Origin of the sequence: Streptomyces sp. NPDC093018, assembly GCF_040684035.1 — a bacterium.
Taxonomy (GTDB): Bacteria; Actinomycetota; Actinomycetes; order Streptomycetales; family Streptomycetaceae; genus Streptomyces; species Streptomyces murinus.
Genome location: NZ_JBFBFF010000003.1, coordinates 352936 through 371989, shown reverse-complemented (window position 1 = coordinate 371989; position 19054 = coordinate 352936). Strand labels below are relative to the sequence as shown.

Genomic DNA, 19054 nt, shown 5'->3' with positions numbered 1-19054 from the left:
AAATTCACCGCTCTCCGGACGAACGCGCCGCCGAGGCACGCCGTCGCATCGTGTTCCATCTCCGAGGCCCCCGATCCGCACCGGAGCCTCCCGCCCGCTTTCTACCAAAGCGAGGTTGCCGCAGCGCAAGCGCCGTCCGCGCAGCGGGGTCGTCACGCGCGAACGCGATCAGCAGCCCGATGGCGAACATGGTCGGCAGCAGGGCGGATCCTCCGTAGGAGAACAGCGGGAGCGGGACACCGGCGATCGGCAGCAGACCGAGCACCGCACCGATGTTGATCACCGCCTGAGCGATGATCCAGGTGGTCACGCCTCCCGCGGCGTACCTCACGAAGGGGTCTTTCGTGCGTCCGGCCACGCGGATACCCGCATAGCCTAGAGCCGCGAACAGAGCGAGCACCGACAGTGTCCCCGCCAGGCCCAGTTCCTCACCGGTGACCGCGAAGATGAAGTCGGTGTGCGCTTCCGGCAGTTGACCCCATTTTTCCACACTCGCGCCGAGCCCGGAGCCGAAGAGTCCGCCGGAGGCGAGCGCGTAGATGCCGTGCACGGCCTGCCAGCAGTCGGCGCCCTGGGCCCGGGGTTCGGTGGCTCCGATGCAGGCGAGGCGGGCCATCCGGTTGGGGCTGGTCTCGATCAGGATCACCCCGATCACGACCGCGACCGACAGCACGCCCGCGAACAGCCGGGTCGGGGCGCCCGCGAGCCACAGCAGTCCGAACAGGATCGCTGTGAGAATGATCGCGGTTCCCATGTCGCCGCCGAGCATGATCAGTCCGAGCAGCAGGAAGGCGGCCGGCACCAGCGGCACCAGCATGTGCTTCCACTGGGTCAGCAGTTTCCGCTCCTGCTTGCGGGCGATCAGGTCGGCGCCCCACAGCACCAGGGCGAGCTTGCCGAACTCGCTGGGCTGGATCTGGAAGGAGCCGCCGAGGGAGATCCAGTTCTGGTTGCCGTTGACCGACATCCCTATCCCGGGGACCTGCACCAGGGCCATCATGAAGACGGCGCCCGCGAGGATCGGATAGGCCAGCGCCCGGTGCAGTTTCACCGGCATCCGGGAGGCCGCGAACAGCAGGATGCCGCCGATCACCGCGGCCAGCAGCTGCTTGCGGAAGAAGTACGAGCCGGGCAGCGACATCTGGAGCGCGGTGACCTGGGAGGCCGAGTAGACCATCACCAGGCCGAGCACCGTGATCAGCATGCTGCCGCCGACGATCAGGTAATAGGCCGTCAGCGGCCGGTCCCAGGCCCGCCGGGCGCGGGTGACGAGCCGCCGTACGGGGTTCTCGCGCCTGGAACCAGGGACGGCGGGACGCCGGGACGCCCGCTGCACAGGGGGTTTTCCGGTACGGCTACTGGGCATCGGCGCCTCCACTGGACGTCGGCCGCCCCTCGCGTCCCTCCCAGGATCCGCCCGGCGGGCGGCCGGGGTCAGGCGCGGAGTTCGCCGACCGCCGTCGCGAACGCGTCACCGCGCTGGTTGTAGTTGGTGAACATGTCCATGGAGGCGCAGGCCGGAGCGAGGAGCACCGTGTCCCCGGCGACCGCGAGCCGCTTGGCCTCCGTCACCGCCTGGAGCATCGCCCCAGTGTCGGTCCGGTCGAGGTCGACCACGGGTACTTCCGGGGCGTGTCGCGCGAGGGCCTCGCGGATCAGGGCCCGGTCGGCGCCGATCAGGACGACGGCGCGCAGGTGCTTCGCCGAGGCGGCGACCAGTTCGTCGAAGGTCGCGCCCTTGGCGAGGCCGCCCGCGATCCACACGATCGACTCGTACGCCGCCAACGATGCCTGCGCGGCATGGGTGTTGGTGGCCTTGGAGTCGTCCACGTAGGCCACGCCGTCGAGGTCGGCGACGTGCTTGATGCGGTGGGCGTCCGGCCGGAAGGAGCGCAGTCCGTCCCGTACGGCCTGGGCGGGCACCCCGAAGGCGCGCGCGAGGGCCGCCGCCGCGAGGGCGTTGGCGATGTTGTGCGGGGCCGGCGGCCGGACGTCGGAGACCTCGGCCAGCTCCTGCGCGTTCTTCTGCCGGTTCTCCACAAAGGCGCGGTCGACCAGGATGCCGTCCACGACGCCGAGTTGGGAGGGCCCGGGGGTGCCGAGGGTGAATCCGATGGCCCGGCAGCCCTCTTCCACATCGGCCTCGCGCACCAGGTCCTCGGTGGCCTTGTCGGCCACGTTGTAGACGCAGGCGACCTGGTTGCCCGCGTAGATACGGCCCTTGTCGGCGGCGTACGCCTCCATGGAGCCGTGCCAGTCGAGGTGGTCGGGCGCGAGGTTGAGGACGACGGCCGAGTGGGCGCGCAGCGAGGGCGCCCAGTGCAGCTGGTAGCTGGACAGCTCCACGGCGAGGACGTCGTACGTCTCCTCGCAGAGGACGACGTCCAGCAGCGAGACGCCGATGTTGCCGACGGCCGCCGTGCGCAGGCCGGCCGCCTCCAGGATGGCGGCGAGCATCCGCACGGTGGTGGTCTTGCCGTTGGTGCCGGTGACGGCCAGCCAGGGGGCCGCGTCGGGCCCCCGCAGCCGCCAGGCCAGCTCCACGTCGCCCCAGACCGGCACGCCCGCCTCGGCGGCCGCCCGGAAGAGCGGCTTGCCGGGCCCCCAGCCGGGGGTGGTGACGATCAGCTCGGTGCCCTTGGGGAGGGTCGCGCCGTCACCCAGGCGCACGGTGACGCCGAGTGCCTCCAGGCCCTCGGCCTGCTCGCGGGCGCGGGCGTCGTCGCCGTCGTTGACGACGGTGACGAGCGCGCCGCGCGCGTGCAGCACCTTGGCCGCCGGGATGCCGGAGACGCCGAGTCCCGCGACGGTGACGTGCTTGCCCTGGAAGTCGAAGGGCGCCGAGCCGGTGGTCACTTTTCCGCTGCCCATCCCGCGTAGAAGAGGCCGAGTCCGACGATCACACAGATGCCTTGGATGATCCAGAAGCGGACCACGACCAAGACCTCGGACCAGCCCTTGAGTTCGAAGTGGTGCTGGAGTGGTGCCATCCGGAAGACGCGTTTCCCGGTGAGCCGGAAGGAGCCGACCTGGATGACGACCGACATGGTGATGAGGACGAACAGGCCGCCCATGATGGCCACCAGCAGCTCCGTGCGGGAGAGGATGGCCAGACCGGTGAGGACACCGCCGAGGGCGAGCGAGCCGGTGTCGCCCATGAAGATCTTCGCCGGGGACGTGTTCCACCACAGGAAGCCCAGGCAGGCGCCCATCAGCGCGGAGGCGACCACGGCGAGGTCGAGCGGATCGCGCACCTCGTAGCAGGCGGCCGGGTTGGTCAGGGTCTGCGCGTTGGCACAGGACTCCTGGTACTGCCAGACGCCGATGAACGTGTAGGCGCCGAAGACCAGGACGGAGGCGCCGGTGGCGAGGCCGTCCAGACCGTCGGTCAGGTTCACGCCGTTCGACATCGCGAGGATCATGAACAGCGCCCAGATCACGAACAGCACCGGGCCGATCGACCAGCCGAAGTCCGTGATGAACGACAGCTTGGTGGAGGCCGGGGTGTTGCCGCGGGAGTCGGGGAACATCAGCGCCAGGACGGCGAAGGAGATGCCGACGATCAGCTGGCCGGCCATCTTCGCCTTGGCGCGCAGACCCAGCGAACGCCGCTTGACGATCTTGATGTAGTCGTCCAGGAAGCCGACCAGGCCCATGCCGACCATCAGGCCGAGCACCAGCAGACCGGAGAAGGACGGCGGCTTGCCGGCGATCACCTTGGACAGGAAGTACGCGGCGACCGTGGCGAAGATGAAGGCGATACCGCCCATGGTCGGCGTACCGCGCTTGCTGAGGTGCTCGCGCGGGCCGTCGTCACGGATGAACTGGCCATAGCCCTTGCGGGCCAGCAGCTTGATCAGCAGCGGGGTGCCGACCAGGGTGAGGAAGAGGCCAATGACACCCGAGAACAGGATCTGGTTCATCATCGGGCGGCAACCTCACCCTCGGCACCGGTCTCCAGCAGCGCCGCGGCGACACCTTCGAGCCCCACCGAACGGGACGCCTTCACGAGGACGACGTCCCCCGGGCGCAACTCGCTGCGCAACAGGTCGATCGCCGCCTGTGCGTCGGACACGTGCACCGACTCCTCACCCCACGAACCCTCGTTATATGCGCCCAGTTGCAGCCAGGAGGCCTCAATCCCCCCGACGGCGACGAGCTTGCTGACGTTGAGCCGGACGGCGAGCCGTCCGACGGCGTCGTGCTCGGCGAGCGCCTCGTCCCCCAGCTCGGCCATCTTGCCGAGCACCGCCCATGTACGCCGTCCCCTGCCCATCGCCGCGAGTGCCCGAAGGGCGGCCCGCATGGACTCGGGGTTGGCGTTGTAGGCGTCGTTGACGATGGTCACGCCGTCCGGGCGCTCGGTGACCTCCATGCGCCAGCGGGAGAGGGAGCCCGCTCCGGAGAGCGCGGTGGCGATCTCTTCCGCGGACATGCCCAGCTCATGGGCGACGGCGGCCGCGGCGAGCGCGTTCGACACGTGATGCTCACCGTACAGGCGCATGGTCACATCAGATGCACCGGAGGGTGTGTGAAGCCTGAAGGTGGGCTGTCCGGTGTCCGTGAGTCGTACATTCTCGGCACGTACGTCCGCTTCGGCCGACTCTCCGAAAAGAATCACCTTCGCCTTGGTACGCGGTGCCATGGCGCGCACCAGCGGATCGTCGGCGTTGAGGACGGCCGCGCCGTCCTCGGGCAGCCCCTCGATGATCTCGCCCTTGGCCTGGGCGATCTGCTCGCGCCCGCCGAACTCGCCGATGTGGGCGGTGCCGACGTTGAGGACGACGCCGATCCGCGGCGGGGTGAGGCCGGTGAGGTAGCGGATGTGGCCGATGCCGCGGGCGCCCATCTCCAGGACCAGGAAACGGGTTTCCTCGGTCGCGGTGAGGGCGGTCAGCGGCAACCCGATCTCGTTGTTGAACGAGCCCGGTGTGAACACCGTCGGCGCCTTGCCGCTCAGCACCTGGGCGATGAGGTCCTTGGTACTGGTCTTGCCGGCCGAGCCGGTCAGGGCGACGAGGGTCGCGCCGAGCCGGGCGACGACATGCCGGGCGAGGGCGCCGAGGGCGTTCTGGACGTCCTCGACCACGATCGCGGGCACGCCGACGGGGCGCGACGCCAGTACGGCGACCGCGCCCGCCTCGACGACCTGCGGTGCGAAGTCGTGGCCGTCCACGCGCTCGCCGACGAATGCGGCGAACAGGCTGCCGGGCACCACCTCCCGGGAGTCCCGGACGACCGGTCCGGTGACCTGCACGGACGGATCCGGTATGTCGTGCGTCTGCCCGCCGACGACAGCTGCGATCTCGGCGAGGGAGAGGGCGATCACAAGTTCATCCCTGGGTCTGCTGGATAGCTTCGCGAAGCACCTGGCGGTCGTCGAAGGGACGGACCACACCGGCGATGTCCTGGCCCTGCTCATGGCCCTTGCCCGCGACCAGCACGGTGTCGCCGGCCTGGGCGCGGCCCACGGCGGCGGCGATGGCGGCGGCCCGCTCCTCGAAGAGGAGCACCTCGCCGCGCTCGTGCGCGGGCACGGAGGCCGCGCCCTGGAGCATGGTCGCGAGGATCGCGAGCGGGTCCTCGGAGCGGGGGTTGTCCGATGTCAGTACGGCCGTGTCGGCGAGCCGGGCCGCGGCGGCGCCCATCGGGACGCGCTTGGTCTGGTCGCGGTCGCCGCCGCAGCCCAGGACGATGTGCAGCCGGCCCTTGGTGACCTTGCGCAGCGCCTTCAGCACCGACTCGACCGCGTCGGTCTTGTGGGCGTAGTCCACGACCGCGAGGTAGGGCTGTCCGGCGTCGACGCGCTCCAGGCGGCCGGGGACGCCCGGGACGGCGGCGATGCCGTCGGCGGCGGTCTGCGCGTCGAGGCCGGCCGCGGCGAGGGCGACGACGGCGGCGAGGGTGTTCGCCACGTTGAAGGGGCCGGCCAGCGGCGACCTGGCCTGCACCCGCTCGCCGTTCGGGCCGAGGACCGTGAACGTCGAGTCCAGCGGGCCGACCTGGACGTGCTCGGCGCGCCAGTCGGCGTCCGGATGGCCCTCGGCGGAGAAGGTGACGACGGGCACGGTGGCCTCGGCGGCGAGGCGGCGGCCGTACTCGTCGTCCACGTTGACGACGCCGAGTTTGCTGCGTTTCGGCGTGAAGAGCTGTGCCTTGGCCCGGAAGTAGTCCTCCATGTCGGAGTGGAACTCCATGTGTTCCGGGCTGAGGTTGGTGAAGACCGCGATGTCGAAGACGCAGCCGTCGACCCGGCCGAGGACCAGGGCGTGGCTGGAGACCTCCATGGCGACCGCCTCGACGCCGCGTTCGCGCATGACGGCGAACAGGGCCTGGAGATCGGTGGCTTCGGGGGTGGTGCGCTCGGACTTGATGCGCTCGTCGCCGATGCGCATCTCGACGGTGCCGATCAGGCCGGTGGCCTTCGCGGTCCGCAGGCCGCCCTCGACCAGGTAGGCCGTGGTGGTCTTGCCGGAGGTGCCGGTGATGCCGATCTGGAGCAGGTCGCGCCCCGGGTGGCCGTAGATGGTGGTGGCCAGTTCGCCCATCCGGGCCCGCGGGTCGGGCACCACCAGGACCGGCAGTCCGGTCGCGGCGGCGCGCTCGGCGCCGGTCGGGTCGGTGAGCACGGCGGTCGCGCCGAGGCCGGCGGCCTGGGTGACGAAGTCGGCGCCGTGCAGGCGGGCGCCCGGGAGGGCGGCGTACAGGTCGCCGGGGCGGACGGCGCGCGAGTCGTGGGTGATTCCGGTGATCTCGGCGGTGGCGTCCGGGGCGGCGGCACCCAGCTGATCGGCCAGCTCCGCGAGGGGTGTGGCGGAGACGTGGACCGGTCGCGGCGGTCCCGGATATGTCACGGAAGCGCCCTTCTGGGTGGTTTGGGACTGATCAGCGTGTGGCACGGCGGTGAGCGTACCGGGCGTACCGGCCTCGGAGCGAAGCGAGGGCTCGGGGGGCCGGTGGTTCCCGGGTCCCGGGGTGATCGTTGTCACTGGCTGGATCCTGTGCTTTCGGTGCTGGTCAGGGCTTGTAGGCGACCGGCAGGTTCGCGGCCGGCGCGCCGGTGGGCGGGACCTGGAGGGTCTTCAGGGCGAACTCCATGACCTTCTTGTAGATGGGCCCGCAGATCTGGCCGCCGAAGTAGCCGCCGGAGGTGGCGTTCTGGATGGCGCAGTAGACCGTGATGCGGGGCTTGTCCGCGGGGGCGAAACCGGCGAAGGACGAGGTGTAGCCGCGGTATCTGCCGGTGGCCGGATCCACTCGGTTGGCGGTGCCGGTCTTACCGGCGACGTTGTAGCCGGGGATGCGCGCGGAGATGCCGGTGCCCTGTTCGTCGTCGACCACGGACTCCAGCATCTCGGCGACCGACTTGGCGGTCTTCGCGCTGACGACCCTGGTCTCCTCGGGCTTGGCCGCGGGGGTGAACCGGCCGTCGGGTCCCTTGGTGCCGCGGATCAGGCTCGGCTGGACGCGGACGCCGCCGTTGGCGATGGTCGAGTACACGGACGCGGCCTGGAGGGCGTTGATGGAGAAGCCCTGGCCGAAAGGGATCGTGTACTGCTGCGAGGTGGACCACTTCTGCGGCGGCGCCAGGATGCCCGGGGTCTCGCCCGGGAAGTGCAGCCCGGTGTAGCCGCCGATGCCGAACTTGCGCAGATAGGAGTAGAGGACCTTGTTGGCCTGCGGCTGGGTCTTGCCGAGCTGGCCGGTGGCGAGGATGGTGCCGATGTTGCTGGACTTGGCGAGCACGCCGTTGAGCGTGAGGTCCCAGGTGGCGTGGTCGACGTCGTCCTGGAAGAGCCGGTCGCCGCGGTGCAGCCGGTTGGGCACGACGACATGGGTGAGCGGGGTCGCCGCGTTCTCCTCGAGGACGGCGGCCATGGACATCACCTTGGCGGTGGAGCCGGGCTCGTAGGCGTCCTGGACGGCCGCGTTGCCGAGGGCGTCCGGGTTCGCCTTGGAGAGGTCGTTGGGGTCAAACCCCGGCGCGTCGGCCATGGCGAGGATCTGGCCGGTGCGGGTGTCCTGGACGACGACATAGCCGCGGTCGGCCTTGGACTTCTTCACCTGTTCGGTGATGGCGTTCTGGGCCGCCCACTGGATGTCGCGGTCGATGGTCAGCTCGACGTCGGAGCCGGGCACGGCGGGCGTCTCGGCGGAGCCCGCGGTGGGCACCTCGCGGCCGCCGGACTGGGCGTAGCGGATCTTGCCGTTCTTCCCGGCGAGCTGCTTCTGCAGCATCTGCTCGATGCCGCCGCCGCCCTGCCCGTCGGCGTTCACCCAGCCCAGTATCCCGGCGGCGAGGTCGCCGTTGGGGTACACGCGCTGGCTGCTGGGGTCGGCGAAGACCCCGGCGAGGACGTTGGCGGTGCCGGCCTTCTGGGCGAGGGCCGACCTCAGGTCCTTGATCTGCTTCCAGACCTGGGGGGTCTGCCGGGTGGCGAGCCGCGCGTAGCGGGAGTTCTTGTCGGCGGGCCGCAGCTTCTTGACCAGGGCGGCCTGGTCCTGGCCGAGGATCGGCGCGAGGAGGGCGGCGGCCCGCTCGGGTCCGTCGGCGATCTTCAGCTGCTTGGCGCTGAACATCGTCGGGTCGGCCGTGATGTCGTAGGCGTCCTCACTGACGGCGAGGGCCACGCCGTTGCGGTCGGTGATACCGCCGCGCTCGGCGGCCAGCGTATGGACGACGTACCGGTTGACCTCGGCCTTCGCCGCGTACGCGCTGGCCTCCACGGCCTGCACCTGGAGCAGTCGTACGACGAAGACGGCCAGCACCAGGCCGAGGGCGAGGCCCACCAGGCGCAGCCGGGGCCGGGGGCTGCCGAGCCGCAGCGGTCGCTGGGCGGGCACCCGGCCCGCGCTCGGGCGCCGCACCGGGCGGGCGCCGGGCCCTGCCTGCCGGCGTACGGCGCCCTGCGGCCGGGACGGCTTCGCGGGGCGGGGCACGCGGCGGCGCGGGGGTTCCCTGTCGGACACTTCCGTCACCTGCCGGGGGTCGGGGTGGGAGCGGACTGGGGGGTGGCGGAGGCGGCCGGGACCGCGGAGGTGGTGCCTCCGGGCGGTGCGGGGCGCTGCGCCCCGGTCACCGGGGTGGGGGTGGCCGGGAGACCGGGCGGCGGGGTGAGGCGGCCCAGGGCCTCGGGGGCGGGCGGGCCCTCCAGGACCGCCGCCTCGGGGGTGGCGGCGCCGGGTACGCCCTTGACGGTGCCGTCCGGGTCGAGGAAGGCGGGGTCGCCGCCGGGGACCATGCCGAGCTGGCGGGCCCGGCGCTGCAGGGCGTCGGGGGACGAGTAGGCGTCGATGTCCCGCTGGAGGGCCTGTTCCTCGTCGGTGAGGCTCTGGGTCCGCTTCTGGAGATCGGCGAGTTTGAACGAGCCCTCGCTCAGAGCGGAGTTCAGCACCAGCAGCCCGATGAGGCCACCGCCGAGGAGCAGGACGACGAGGAGGACGAACGGGGTGCGTGCGGCCTTGGCGCGGCCGGCCGGGAAGAGCCGGGCGAGCCGCGCGGCCCGCCCCTTCAGTTCGGGTTTCCTAGGCACCGCTCCCCCAGTGAGTTCCGAGGACCGAGGTCCCGGAGACCAGCCCACCCGTCCGGCTCACTCGGCGTCCTCCCTGATGCGCTCGGCACCCCGCAGCCTGGCGGGGGCGGCCCGGCGGTTCTCGGCGATCTCTTCCTCGGTGGGAAGTTCGGCACCGCGGGTGAGCAGCTTGAGCCGCGGCTGGTAGCGCTCGGGCACCACCGGCAGTCCGGGCGGCGCGGTGTTCGCCGCCCCCGCCGCGAACACCTGTTTGACCAGCCGGTCCTCCAGCGAGTGGTACGACAGCACGGCGACCCGCCCGCCGACGGCGAGGGCCTGCACGGCCGCCGGGATCGCCCGCTCCAGGACCGACAGTTCGCCGTTGACCTCGATGCGCAGCGCCTGGAAGGTGCGCTTGGCCGGGTTGCCGCCGGTGCGCTTGGCGGCCTGCGGCAGCGCGTCGCGGATCAGCTCCACCAGGCGGGCGCTGTTGCTGAACGGCTCCTTCTCGCGCTCGCGCACGATCGCCCCGACGATCCGCTTGGCCTGCTTCTCCTCGCCGTACGCGCGCAGGATGCGCACCAGTTCGCCCGCCGGGTAGGTGTTGAGGACCTCGGCGGCGCTCATGCCGGTCGTCTGGTCCATGCGCATGTCGAGCGGCGCGTCCTGGGCGTAGGCGAAGCCGCGGTCGGCCTCGTCCAGCTGCATGGAGGACACGCCGAGGTCGAACAGGACGCCCTGGACGCGCGGGATGCGCAGCCGCTCCAGGACGTCGGGCAGTTCGTCGTAGACGGCGTGCACCAGGGTGGCCCGCTCGCCGAAGGGCGCGAGGCGCTCCCCCGACAGGCGCAGCGCCTCCTTGTCCCGGTCGAGGCCGATCAGGCGGGCCTCGGGGAACCGGGCCAGCAGCGCCTCGCTGTGCCCGCCGAGGCCCAGGGTGCAGTCGACGACCACCGCTCCCGGGCGCTCCAGGGCGGGTGCCAGCAGGTCCAGGCACCGCTGGAGCATCACCGGGACGTGTCGACTCTGGCTCAAGGGGGCCTCTCATTCCGGCGAGGCGACGTGCGCACCGCGGGCCCCGCCAGCTCGTGAACAGGGGGGCGGCCGGCGCCGGAAGCGTCAGCCGACCGGGGAGCGGGAGGAGGCCGAGCCGTACGTACGCGCCGCGCACGCGGGGAGACGGATCCGGGCGGGTGCCGGGTCTCCGGGGGTTTCACCAGCAGGGAGAAGCACGCCTCCCGCTTCGCGTCACTTTAGTCCACGGTGTCTCACGGTCAATCAACCGGCCTGCGCGTCGCGCACCGCCTCCGCACGGACGCCGTCTTTCGAACAGATTCACCCTTCCGGCCCTGGTTTGCCGTCCGTATGGGGTAGCTCACAACAAGCCACGATGACGTTCTTTGTCCGCTCTCACAGCAGGCCGCGTCCACGAGTGACCAGTAACGTCATGAGTATGTCGACTTCCGCAGCAGTTCCCACTGGATCCGAAGGCGCCATAAGTGGCGGTGGCGCTGTGACCGACCGCCTGGTGGAGGCCAACCAGCGGTACGCCGCCGAGTTCACCGATCCCGGCATGGACGCCCGTCCCGTGCTCAAGGTCGCCGTCGTGGCGTGCATGGACGCCCGTCTCGACCTGCACGCCGCCCTGGGCCTGGAGCTGGGTGACTGTCACACCATCCGCAACGCGGGCGGAGTGGTCACCGACGACGTCATCCGCTCCCTGACCATCAGCCAGCGGGCGCTGGGCACCCGCAGCGTGGTGCTCATCCACCACACCGGCTGCGGCATGGAGACCATCACCGAGGAGTTCCGGCACGACCTGGAGATGGAGGTCGGCCAGCGCCCGGCGTGGGCGGTGGAGTCCTTCCGCGACGTCGACCAGGACGTACGGCAGTCGATGCAGCGGGTGCGCACCTCGCCGTTCCTGCTGAGCACCACGGACGTGCGCGGCTTCGTCTTCGACGTGCGCACCGGCGCGCTGCGCGAGGTGGACCCGGCCTGACCGGCGCCCCGGCCGCCCCGGGGCACTCTCCGTTCCGACTTCCGCCCCCGAGGCAATCCCCACCGAAACGTATCGAAAGCCTGGCCGAAAGGGCCGTACGACCGACATCGTGCGGGCAGTTGTCCACAGGCGGTGACACGAATCGGTAACGGCAGCAAGAATGCGGTGTGCGACATCGCGCGGAACCATTTCCGCGTGGTGTCCGTGTTTCGGGGTGGGCCGGCCGTGATCAAGCGTGCCGGCCCGGGAAGAACGGGCCGAGGAGGGCCGGGTGACGACCTATGACGGTCGAGAGAACCTCAGCGATCTGAGTGCCACCGTGGAACGGGTGCGCGGCTCGGTGGAAGGCGTGATCGAGGGCAAGCCCGAGGTCGTACGGCTCGCGCTGACCGTGCTGCTCGCCGAGGGCCATCTGCTGATCGAGGACGTCCCCGGCGTGGGCAAGACGATGCTCGCCAAGGCGCTGGCGCGGTCCATCGACTGCTCGGTGCGGCGCATCCAGTTCACGCCCGACCTGCTGCCCTCGGACATCACCGGTGTCTCCATCTGGGACCAGCAGCGCCGGGACTTCGAGTTCAAGCCGGGCGCGGTCTTCGCGCAGATCGTGATCGGCGACGAGATCAACCGCGCCTCGCCCAAGACCCAGTCGGCGCTGCTGGAGTCCATGGAGGAGCGCCAGGTCACCATCGACGGACAGTCCTATGAACTGCCCAGTCCTTTCATGGTGGTGGCCACCCAGAACCCGGTCGAGATGGAGGGCACCTACCCGCTGCCCGAGGCCCAGCGCGACCGCTTCATGGCCCGTGTCTCCGTCGGCTACCCCAGCGTGGAGGCCGAACTCCAGATGCTGGACGTGCACGGCGGGGCCAACCCGCTGGAGGACCTCCAGCCGGTGGCGCACGCCCACGAGATCGTGAAGCTGATCGACGCGGTGCGCGGGGTGCATGTCGCCGAACCGGTGCGCCGGTACGCGGTGGAGCTGGTCGGCGCCACCCGCGTCCACCCCGATCTCAGACTCGGCGCCTCACCGCGTGCCACTCTGCATCTGCTGCGCGCCGCGAAGGCGTCCGCCGCCCTGGCCGGCCGGGAGTACGCACTGCCGGACGACGTCCAGGAACTCGCCGTGGCCGTCCTCGCGCACCGGCTGCTGCCCACCGCCCAGGCCCAGCTCAACCGCCGCAGCGCGGAGCAGGTGGTGCAGGAGATCCTCCAGCGCACCCCGGTGCCCGCGGCGCCGGGCGCGCGCGGCGGGCTCGACGGCATCGGCCGCGGCGTGCCCGCCTATCCGCAGCAGCCCCCGCGGGGCCTGTGATGAGCGCCGGGGGGACGGAGCGGGCGGCGGGCGAGCGCCCGGAGGCGGGCGGTATCCGCACCGCGCTGGCCGGTCTGACCACCCGCGGCCGCTCCTTCCTCGCGGCCGGGATCGCCGCCGCGATCTGCGCCTATGTGCTGGGCCAGAGTGAACTGCTGCGCGTCGGTCTGCTGCTGGCCGCACTACCGCTGACCTGCGCGACCGTGCTCTACCGCACCCGCTACCGGGTCTCCGGCACCCGGGCGCTGTCCCCCGCGCGCGTCCCGGCCGGCGGCGAGGCCCGGGTCCGGCTGCGGATGGACAACGTCTCCCGGCTGCCCACCGGTCTGCTGATGCTCCAGGACCGGGTGCCCTATGTGCTCGGGCCCCGGCCCCGGTTCGTGCTGGACCGGATGGAGCCGGGCGGCCGGCGCGAGGTGTCCTACCGGGTCCGCTCGGACCTGCGCGGCCGCTATCCGCTCGGCCCGCTCCAGCTGCGCCTCACCGACCCCTTCGGGATGTGCGAACTGACCCGCTCCTTCGCGGAGTCCGACACCCTCACCGTCATCCCCCGGGTGACCCCGCTGACCCCGGCCCGGTTCGCCGGTGAGGCCAGGGGCTACGGCGACGGCCACCGGCGCGCGCTCGCCCTGGCCGGTGAGGACGACGTGATCCCGCGCGGCTACCGGTACGGCGATGATCTGCGCCGTGTGCACTGGCGCTCCACCGCGCGCTACGGCGAGCTGATGGTGCGCCGCGAGGAACAGCCCCGGCGTGCCCGCTGCACCGTCCTGCTGGACACCCGCGGCTGCGCCTACGAGGGCGCGGGCCCCGACTCGGCCTTCGAGTGGGCCGTCTCCGGCGCCGCCTCCACGCTGGTGCACCTGCTCGAACGGGGCTTCTCGGTACGACTGCTGACGGACACCGGCAGCGCGGTGCCCGGCGAGAGCGCCGACGGCTTCGCGGGCGGCGGCCAGGAGGCCGCGGACGCGGCCGGGCTGATCCTGGACACCCTCGCGGTGATCGACCACTCCGGCGGCGAGGACCTCTCCCGGGCCCATGACGCGCTGCGCGGCGGCGCCGAGGGCCTGCTGATCGCCTTCCTCGGCGACCTGGACGAGGAGCAGGCCACCACGGTCGCCGGGATGAGCCGGCGCGGCGGCGCCGTCGCCTTCGTCCTGGACCCGGCCGTCTGGACCCGCGACCCGGCCGAGCCCCCACGCCCCGAGGCCGCGCACACGGACCGGCTGCACCTGCTGCGCGACGCGGGCTGGACGGTGGTCGGCGTGCCGCGCGGCGCCGCCCTCGACGAACTGTGGGACCGGGCGGACCGTGAACGCTCGGGCCTGGCCGCGGCGACGGGGGAGGTACGGGCATGAGCGGGCGGGCGCGCTTGGCGCTGTGCGCGGCGGCGGCCACCTTGATGGCCTCGTGCGCGCTGCTGCCGCTGGTGAACGGACCGTCCTGGCTGCTGGAGCTGGTGCCGCTGGTGGTCGTGCAGAGCGGGGTGGGCGCGGCGGCCCGGCGGGTGCCGCTCGGCCGTCCGCTGACCGTACTGGTGCAGGCGGTGGCCACACTGCTGCTGCTCACCCTGGTCTTCGCCCGCGGCCACGCGATCGCCGGGGTGATCCCGGGCCCCGACACCTTCTCGTACCTCGCCGAACTGCTGCGGCAGGGCGGGCAGGACGTGAGCCAGTACGCCATACCGGCACCGCTCACCGACGGCATCCGGCTGATGCTGATCGGCGGTGTGCTGCTGATCGGCCTGCTGGTGGACACCCTCGCGGTGACCTTCCGCAGCGCCGCGCCCGCCGGGCTGCCGCTGCTCGCGCTGTACTCGGTGGCCGCCGGGCTGTCCCAGGGCGGCCCGGACTGGCTGTGGTTCCTGGTGGCGGCGGGCGGCTATCTGATGCTGCTGCTCGCCGAGGGCCGGGACCGGCTCGCCCAGTGGGGCCGTGTCTTCGGCGCCGCGCCCCGCGCCCAGGGCGGCGCCCCGGACGGGGGCACGGTCGCCCCGGTGCGCACCGGACGGCGGATCGGCGCGGTCGCCCTCGGGGTGGCCCTGCTGGTGCCGCTGGTGCTGCCCGCGATGCAGGGCGGTCTGCTGGCCGCGGACGGCGCCGGGGTCGGCGCGGGCCCGGGCCGCGGCGGCACCATCTCCGCGGTCAACCCGCTGGTGTCGCTGCGCGACAGCCTGAACACCACCGACGACCGCACGGTGCTGTCCGTGCGCACCAGCAGCCCCGACCTCTCGGACCTGTATCTGCGCATCGTCTCCCTCGACGACTTCGACGGCACCACCTGGAAACCGGCGCAGCGGCACATCGTGGGTGTGCCGAACACGTTCCCGGCGCCGTCCGGGCTGAGTCCTGACGTCCGGCGCGACACCCAGCGGACCACCGTGACGGCGGCGGACTGGTACGCGCAGGACTGGCTGCCGATGCCCTATCCGCCGAGCAAGGTGAAGATCGGCGGCAGCTGGCGGTACGAACCGGTCGGCATGACGCTGGTGGGCGACCACGGCCAGACCACGCGCGGCAAGACGTACCAGGTGACCAGCCTGGACGTGCGGCCGACCGCGGGGCAGCTGGCGACCGCGCCGGAGCCGCCGGCCGCGCTGCGGCGCGAGTACACCGAGGTGCCGGGCACGCTGCCGAAGGTGGTGGCGCGGACCGCCCGGGAGGTCACGGCGGGCGCGAAGAACCACTACGAGCAGGCCGTCCGGCTCCAGGACTGGTTCTCCACCGACGGCGGCTTCCAGTACGACACCCAGGTGGCGGTCGGCAGCGGTCCGGACGCCATCGCGAACTTCCTGAAGAAGAAGCAGGGGTTCTGCGTCCACTTCTCCTTCGCGATGGCGGCGATGGCCCGCACCCTCGGCATCCCGGCCCGGGTCGCGGTGGGCTTCGCGCCCGGCACCCCGCAGGCGGACGGTTCGGTCGCGGTCAGCCTGAAGGACGCGCACGCCTGGCCCGAGCTGTACTTCCAGGGCGTGGGCTGGACGCGGTTCGAGCCGACGCCGACGCGGGGCGTGGTGCCGTCGTACACCCAGTCGGTGGCGCCCGGCACCTCGCAGCCGGACCAGTCGCTGCCGTCCAAGAACGGCTCCTCGAAGCCGTCGGCGGCCCCGTCGGCCGGTGCGGACTGCGCGAGCGGTCCGGGGGCGTGCGACACGCCGTCGGCGGCGGCGGTCCCGGCCGGGGGCGGCAGCGGTCCGGGCCCGTGGTGGTTCGCGCTGATCGCGCCGGCCGTGCTGGTGGTGCTGGCCGTTCCGCTCTCGCCGCTGCTGTGGCGGACCCGGATGCGGTCGGTGCGGCTCGGTGGGCATGCCCGCACCGACGCGGGGGCGGCGGCGCACACACTGGCCGCGTGGCAGGAGCTGACCGACAGCGCGTGGGACCTGGGCATCGTGCCGGACGAGTCGCTGACCCCGCGGGGCGCGGCCGACCGGATCATCCGCCTGGGCCGCCTGGACGGGCCGGCCGGCGCCGCGGTCCACCGCATCGCCGGCGCCCTGGAACAGGTCCTGTACGCCCCTCGGCCGCACCCCGCCCCTGGAGTGGCCGACGACGTACGCCAGGCCACGGCGGCCCTCCACGGCACGGCCTCCCGCAAGGCCCGCCTGCGGGCCCGCCTCCTGCCCCGCTCGGCGGTCCGTGCCCTGTGGGCGGTCTCGGCCCGCTGGTCGGCGCTGCGCACCCGGGCGACGGCGGCCCGGCCGTCGATACGACGCCCGCGCCCCTCGGAGCGCTAGCCGGACGCGCACACCCCGCCCCGCGCCCCGCAAGGGGCGGGGGGGGAACTGCGCGACCGGCCACCGCGGCGGGGCAGCCGACGACGGCGAGACGGCGGCGGAGCCGGAGGCAAAGCCGAGGGGTGACCACCGGTCCCGGTGATCACCCCTCGGAAAAGCTCAGATCAAGAACGGCCGAACCAGCGGAGCGCTACCGTCCCTGTTCGTCCCGCCGTCTTTGCCACCGCTCCTCGATGCGATCCATCATGGACCGCTTGGCCCGCACCGGGCGCCGTACCGCGCCCGCGGGTTGTTCCCCCGGTTTGGGCGCCTTGCGCCAGCCCGTGACCGCGAGCACCGCGCAGCCGAGCATGACGAGGAAACCCACGACGCTGATCCAGATCAGCTGGGCGACCATTCCGGCCATGAGGAGCGCGATACCGACGAGAAAGCCCGCGACCGCCTGGTAGACCCGCCGCCGGGTGTACGTACGCAGCCCGCTTCCCTCAAGCGCTGACGCGAACTTGGGATCTTCGGCGTACAGCGCTCGCTCCATTTGCTCGAGCATGCGCTGCTCGTGCTCCGAGAGCGGCACGGAGTCCTCCTCATCGTGCGGTCGCCGGGGCGACCCGGGGGGTCCCTTCAGGATAGGCAGGGAATCGCCCCCGTGAAACCCGCCCCTCTGCGCCAATTGACCAACCGGGGTCCCGCCATGGCCGTCCCGGCTCGCCGATGCTTCCATTCCCCGGCGGCCGACCCGTCATGCCGGGTGGTGTACCTCGATCATACGGCGCAAACCCCACGATCGGGGGGCTTGTGCTGTACTCCATCCGCCGCCGATGCCCTGATCAGCGGCGGGTCGGCCGCGTACTCAGACCTCGGCGGCGCCCGGCGTCTCGCCGAGCACGTGCAGCTGGGTGGCCACGGAGTGGAACGCGGGCAGCTCGGCCGCGGCGGCCTCCAGCCGCAGCAGCGCGTCCAGCGCGGCGGGCTCGGTGTCCACCAGGACGCCGGGCACCAGGTCCGCGAAGACCCGCACGCCGTGCACCGCGCCGACCCGCAGGCCCACGCCCTCGACCAGCGCGGTCAGCTGCTCGGCGGTGAAGCGGCGCGGCATCGGGTCGCCGGGGCCCCAGCGGCCGTCGGGGTCCTGGAGGGCCTGCCGGGCGTCGGTGAAGTGGCCGGCGAGGGCGCGGGCGAGCACGGCGCCGCCGAGGCCCGCGGCCAGCACGCTGAGGACGCCCTCGGGGCGCAGGGCCGCGACCGCGTTGCGCATGCCCTCGGCCGGGTCGTCCATGTACTCCAGGACACCGTGGCACAGCACCGCGTCGTAGCCGCCGCGCTCGACCACGTCGAACAGGCCGTGGGCGTCGCCCTGGACGCCCTTGACCCGGTCGGCGACGCCGGCCTCGGCGGCGCGGCGCTCCAGCGCGAACAACGCGTTCGGGCTGGGGTCGACCACGGTCACACGGTGGCCGGCCCGGGCGAGGGGCACCGCGAAGTTGCCGCTGCCGCCGCCGGTGTCGAGGACGTCCAGCGCGTCCCGTCCCGTCGCCTTGACCCGCCGGTCCAGGGCGTCCTGGAGGACCTCCGAGACCACGGCGGTGCGCAGCGAGGCGCGGGTGCCGGAACGGTCGGAGCGCAGCGAGGCCGTATGCGGGTGGTGAGGGGAGACGGGCGGGCGCATCGGGTCCGACACGGCAGTTGGCTCCTCGGCAGGGCTGGACGTCTTTCAGGCGTCTCCACCCTATTGCCTTCGGCGCTCTGCCTGGTCATCGCGGGGGCCGCGGCCGTGTCCGTCTCGCTCGGCGGACGCCGGGCGCACCACCCGTGGTCAGCCCGCATCCGGTAGGTCACCGCGGGCCGCCGGGCCGCCGGGCTCCTCGGCGTCCGGGCGGGGCCGGGGCAGGACCGGCTGGAGGACCAGCATCCGCTCCACCAGGCGCAGGAACATCGCCGCGTCGCGTATCAGGTCGTCGGCGTCCCGCCTGCTCGCGGCGCCCCGGATGCCGGCCTCGGCGCGGGCCCGGCGGGCGGCGCCGGAGGCGAAGAGGGCGCTCCACTCGGTCAGTTCGGGGGCGATCTCGGGCAGCACCTCCCAGGCGCTGCGGATCCGGGCGCGGCGGCGCGGGGAGGTCTCGGGGCGGCCGCGGGCGGCGAGCACGGCGGCGGCGGTGCGCAGGGCGGCGAGGTGGGCCGTCGCATAGCGCTCGTTCGGCGCTTCGAGGGTGCCGGCCTCCAAGAGGCCGGCGCGGGCCTGGGCGAGCAGGTCGAGGGCGGCGGGCGGGGCCGTGGCGTGCCGGAGCACGGGGTGCACATCGCTCGCCGGGCCGGTCGCGGAGGGGATGGCGCGAGCCGCTGAGGGGGCAGGGCCGAGGGCGCGGCGCCGGGGTGCGGCGGCTGCGGAGGGGTGGGCCATGACGAACCTCCTGTCGTCCGGGTGACGGCACGGGTGCCGTATGTGCCCATCGTGAGGTATGCCACTGACAATCCGATCCGACCTGGGCTTTTGCCTC

The 19054-nt window shown here is 72.6% G+C and carries 15 protein-coding genes; 4 read left to right on the top strand and 11 right to left on the bottom strand.

The genetic code is table 11. The features are described 5' to 3' along the window. Nucleotides 1–4: 4 nt before the first annotated feature. The 8 genes from ftsW to rsmH form a co-directional block, all read right to left on the bottom strand. The gene (gene ftsW, locus AB0N90_RS09000) at nucleotides 5–1366 is read right to left on the bottom strand and encodes a putative lipid II flippase FtsW (RefSeq protein ID WP_361671012.1); all 1362 of its coding nucleotides are present in this window, start codon (nucleotides 1364–1366) and stop codon (nucleotides 5–7) included. Nucleotides 1367–1434: 68 nt separating this feature from the next. Further along, nucleotides 1435–2871, bottom strand: a complete 1437-nt coding sequence (murD, locus tag AB0N90_RS08995; protein WP_365194248.1) for a UDP-N-acetylmuramoyl-L-alanine--D-glutamate ligase — start codon at nucleotides 2869–2871, stop codon at nucleotides 1435–1437. Beyond that, nucleotides 2853–3926, bottom strand: a complete 1074-nt coding sequence (mraY, locus tag AB0N90_RS08990) for a phospho-N-acetylmuramoyl-pentapeptide-transferase (protein ID WP_085564303.1) — start codon at nucleotides 3924–3926, stop codon at nucleotides 2853–2855. Before mraY ends, murD begins: the two co-directional genes overlap by 19 nt. Continuing rightward, a complete protein-coding gene (gene murF, locus AB0N90_RS08985) occupies nucleotides 3923–5329 on the bottom strand; it encodes a UDP-N-acetylmuramoyl-tripeptide--D-alanyl-D-alanine ligase (protein ID WP_037653088.1) in 1407 nt (468 codons plus the stop codon). Before murF ends, mraY begins: the two co-directional genes overlap by 4 nt. A 4-nt stretch (nucleotides 5330–5333) precedes the next feature. Further along, nucleotides 5334–6854 (bottom strand): UDP-N-acetylmuramoyl-L-alanyl-D-glutamate--2,6-diaminopimelate ligase, encoded by a 1521-nt coding sequence (locus AB0N90_RS08980; RefSeq protein ID WP_365194246.1) that lies wholly within the window; start codon nucleotides 6852–6854, stop codon nucleotides 5334–5336. 163 nt (nucleotides 6855–7017) lie between these two features. Then, nucleotides 7018–8970, bottom strand: a complete 1953-nt coding sequence (locus tag AB0N90_RS08975; RefSeq protein WP_361671020.1) for a penicillin-binding protein 2 — start codon at nucleotides 8968–8970, stop codon at nucleotides 7018–7020. Nucleotides 8971–8975: 5 nt separating this feature from the next. Continuing rightward, nucleotides 8976–9533, bottom strand: a complete 558-nt coding sequence (locus tag AB0N90_RS08970; RefSeq protein ID WP_365194244.1) for a septum formation initiator family protein — start codon at nucleotides 9531–9533, stop codon at nucleotides 8976–8978. Nucleotides 9534–9590: 57 nt separating this feature from the next. Beyond that, on the bottom strand, nucleotides 9591–10547 hold the full coding sequence (rsmH, locus tag AB0N90_RS08965; protein WP_361671026.1) for a 16S rRNA (cytosine(1402)-N(4))-methyltransferase RsmH: 957 nt from the start codon (nucleotides 10545–10547) through the stop codon (nucleotides 9591–9593). A 418-nt stretch (nucleotides 10548–10965) separates the two neighbouring features. Between rsmH and AB0N90_RS08960 the strand changes: the two genes are divergently transcribed. The 4 genes from AB0N90_RS08960 to AB0N90_RS08945 all read left to right on the top strand — a co-directional run bounded on the left by AB0N90_RS08960 (nucleotide 10966) and on the right by AB0N90_RS08945 (nucleotide 16559). Then, entirely contained in the window at nucleotides 10966–11514 is a 549-nt protein-coding gene (locus tag AB0N90_RS08960) for a carbonic anhydrase (RefSeq protein WP_085564308.1), read from the top strand. Between the two features lie 271 nt (nucleotides 11515–11785). Then, nucleotides 11786–12826, top strand: coding sequence for a MoxR family ATPase (locus AB0N90_RS08955; protein ID WP_365194241.1), 1041 nt, complete (start codon nucleotides 11786–11788; stop codon nucleotides 12824–12826). After that, nucleotides 12826–14184 carry a DUF58 domain-containing protein gene (locus AB0N90_RS08950; protein WP_365194238.1) on the top strand — a complete coding sequence of 453 codons (1359 nt, stop codon included), beginning with the start codon at nucleotides 12826–12828 and terminating at the stop codon, nucleotides 14182–14184. Before AB0N90_RS08955 ends, AB0N90_RS08950 begins: the two co-directional genes overlap by 1 nt. Next, the gene (locus AB0N90_RS08945; protein WP_365194235.1) at nucleotides 14181–16559 is read left to right on the top strand and encodes a DUF3488 and transglutaminase-like domain-containing protein; all 2379 of its coding nucleotides are present in this window, start codon (nucleotides 14181–14183) and stop codon (nucleotides 16557–16559) included. Before AB0N90_RS08950 ends, AB0N90_RS08945 begins: the two co-directional genes overlap by 4 nt. A 190-nt stretch (nucleotides 16560–16749) precedes the next feature. Here AB0N90_RS08945 and AB0N90_RS08940 read toward each other — a convergent pair whose 3' ends face one another. From AB0N90_RS08940 to AB0N90_RS08930, 3 genes are all read right to left on the bottom strand, one after another. Beyond that, nucleotides 16750–17133 (bottom strand): DUF3040 domain-containing protein, encoded by a 384-nt coding sequence (locus AB0N90_RS08940; RefSeq protein ID WP_037653071.1) that lies wholly within the window; start codon nucleotides 17131–17133, stop codon nucleotides 16750–16752. Between the two features lie 276 nt (nucleotides 17134–17409). Next, nucleotides 17410–18237, bottom strand: a complete 828-nt coding sequence (locus tag AB0N90_RS08935) for a methyltransferase (protein WP_365194232.1) — start codon at nucleotides 18235–18237, stop codon at nucleotides 17410–17412. A gap of 135 nt (nucleotides 18238–18372) precedes the next feature. Continuing rightward, complete coding sequence (locus AB0N90_RS08930; RefSeq protein ID WP_365194230.1) at nucleotides 18373–18957, bottom strand: SAV_6107 family HEPN domain-containing protein; 585 nt, start codon at nucleotides 18955–18957, stop codon at nucleotides 18373–18375. Nucleotides 18958–19054: the final 97 nt, after the last annotated feature.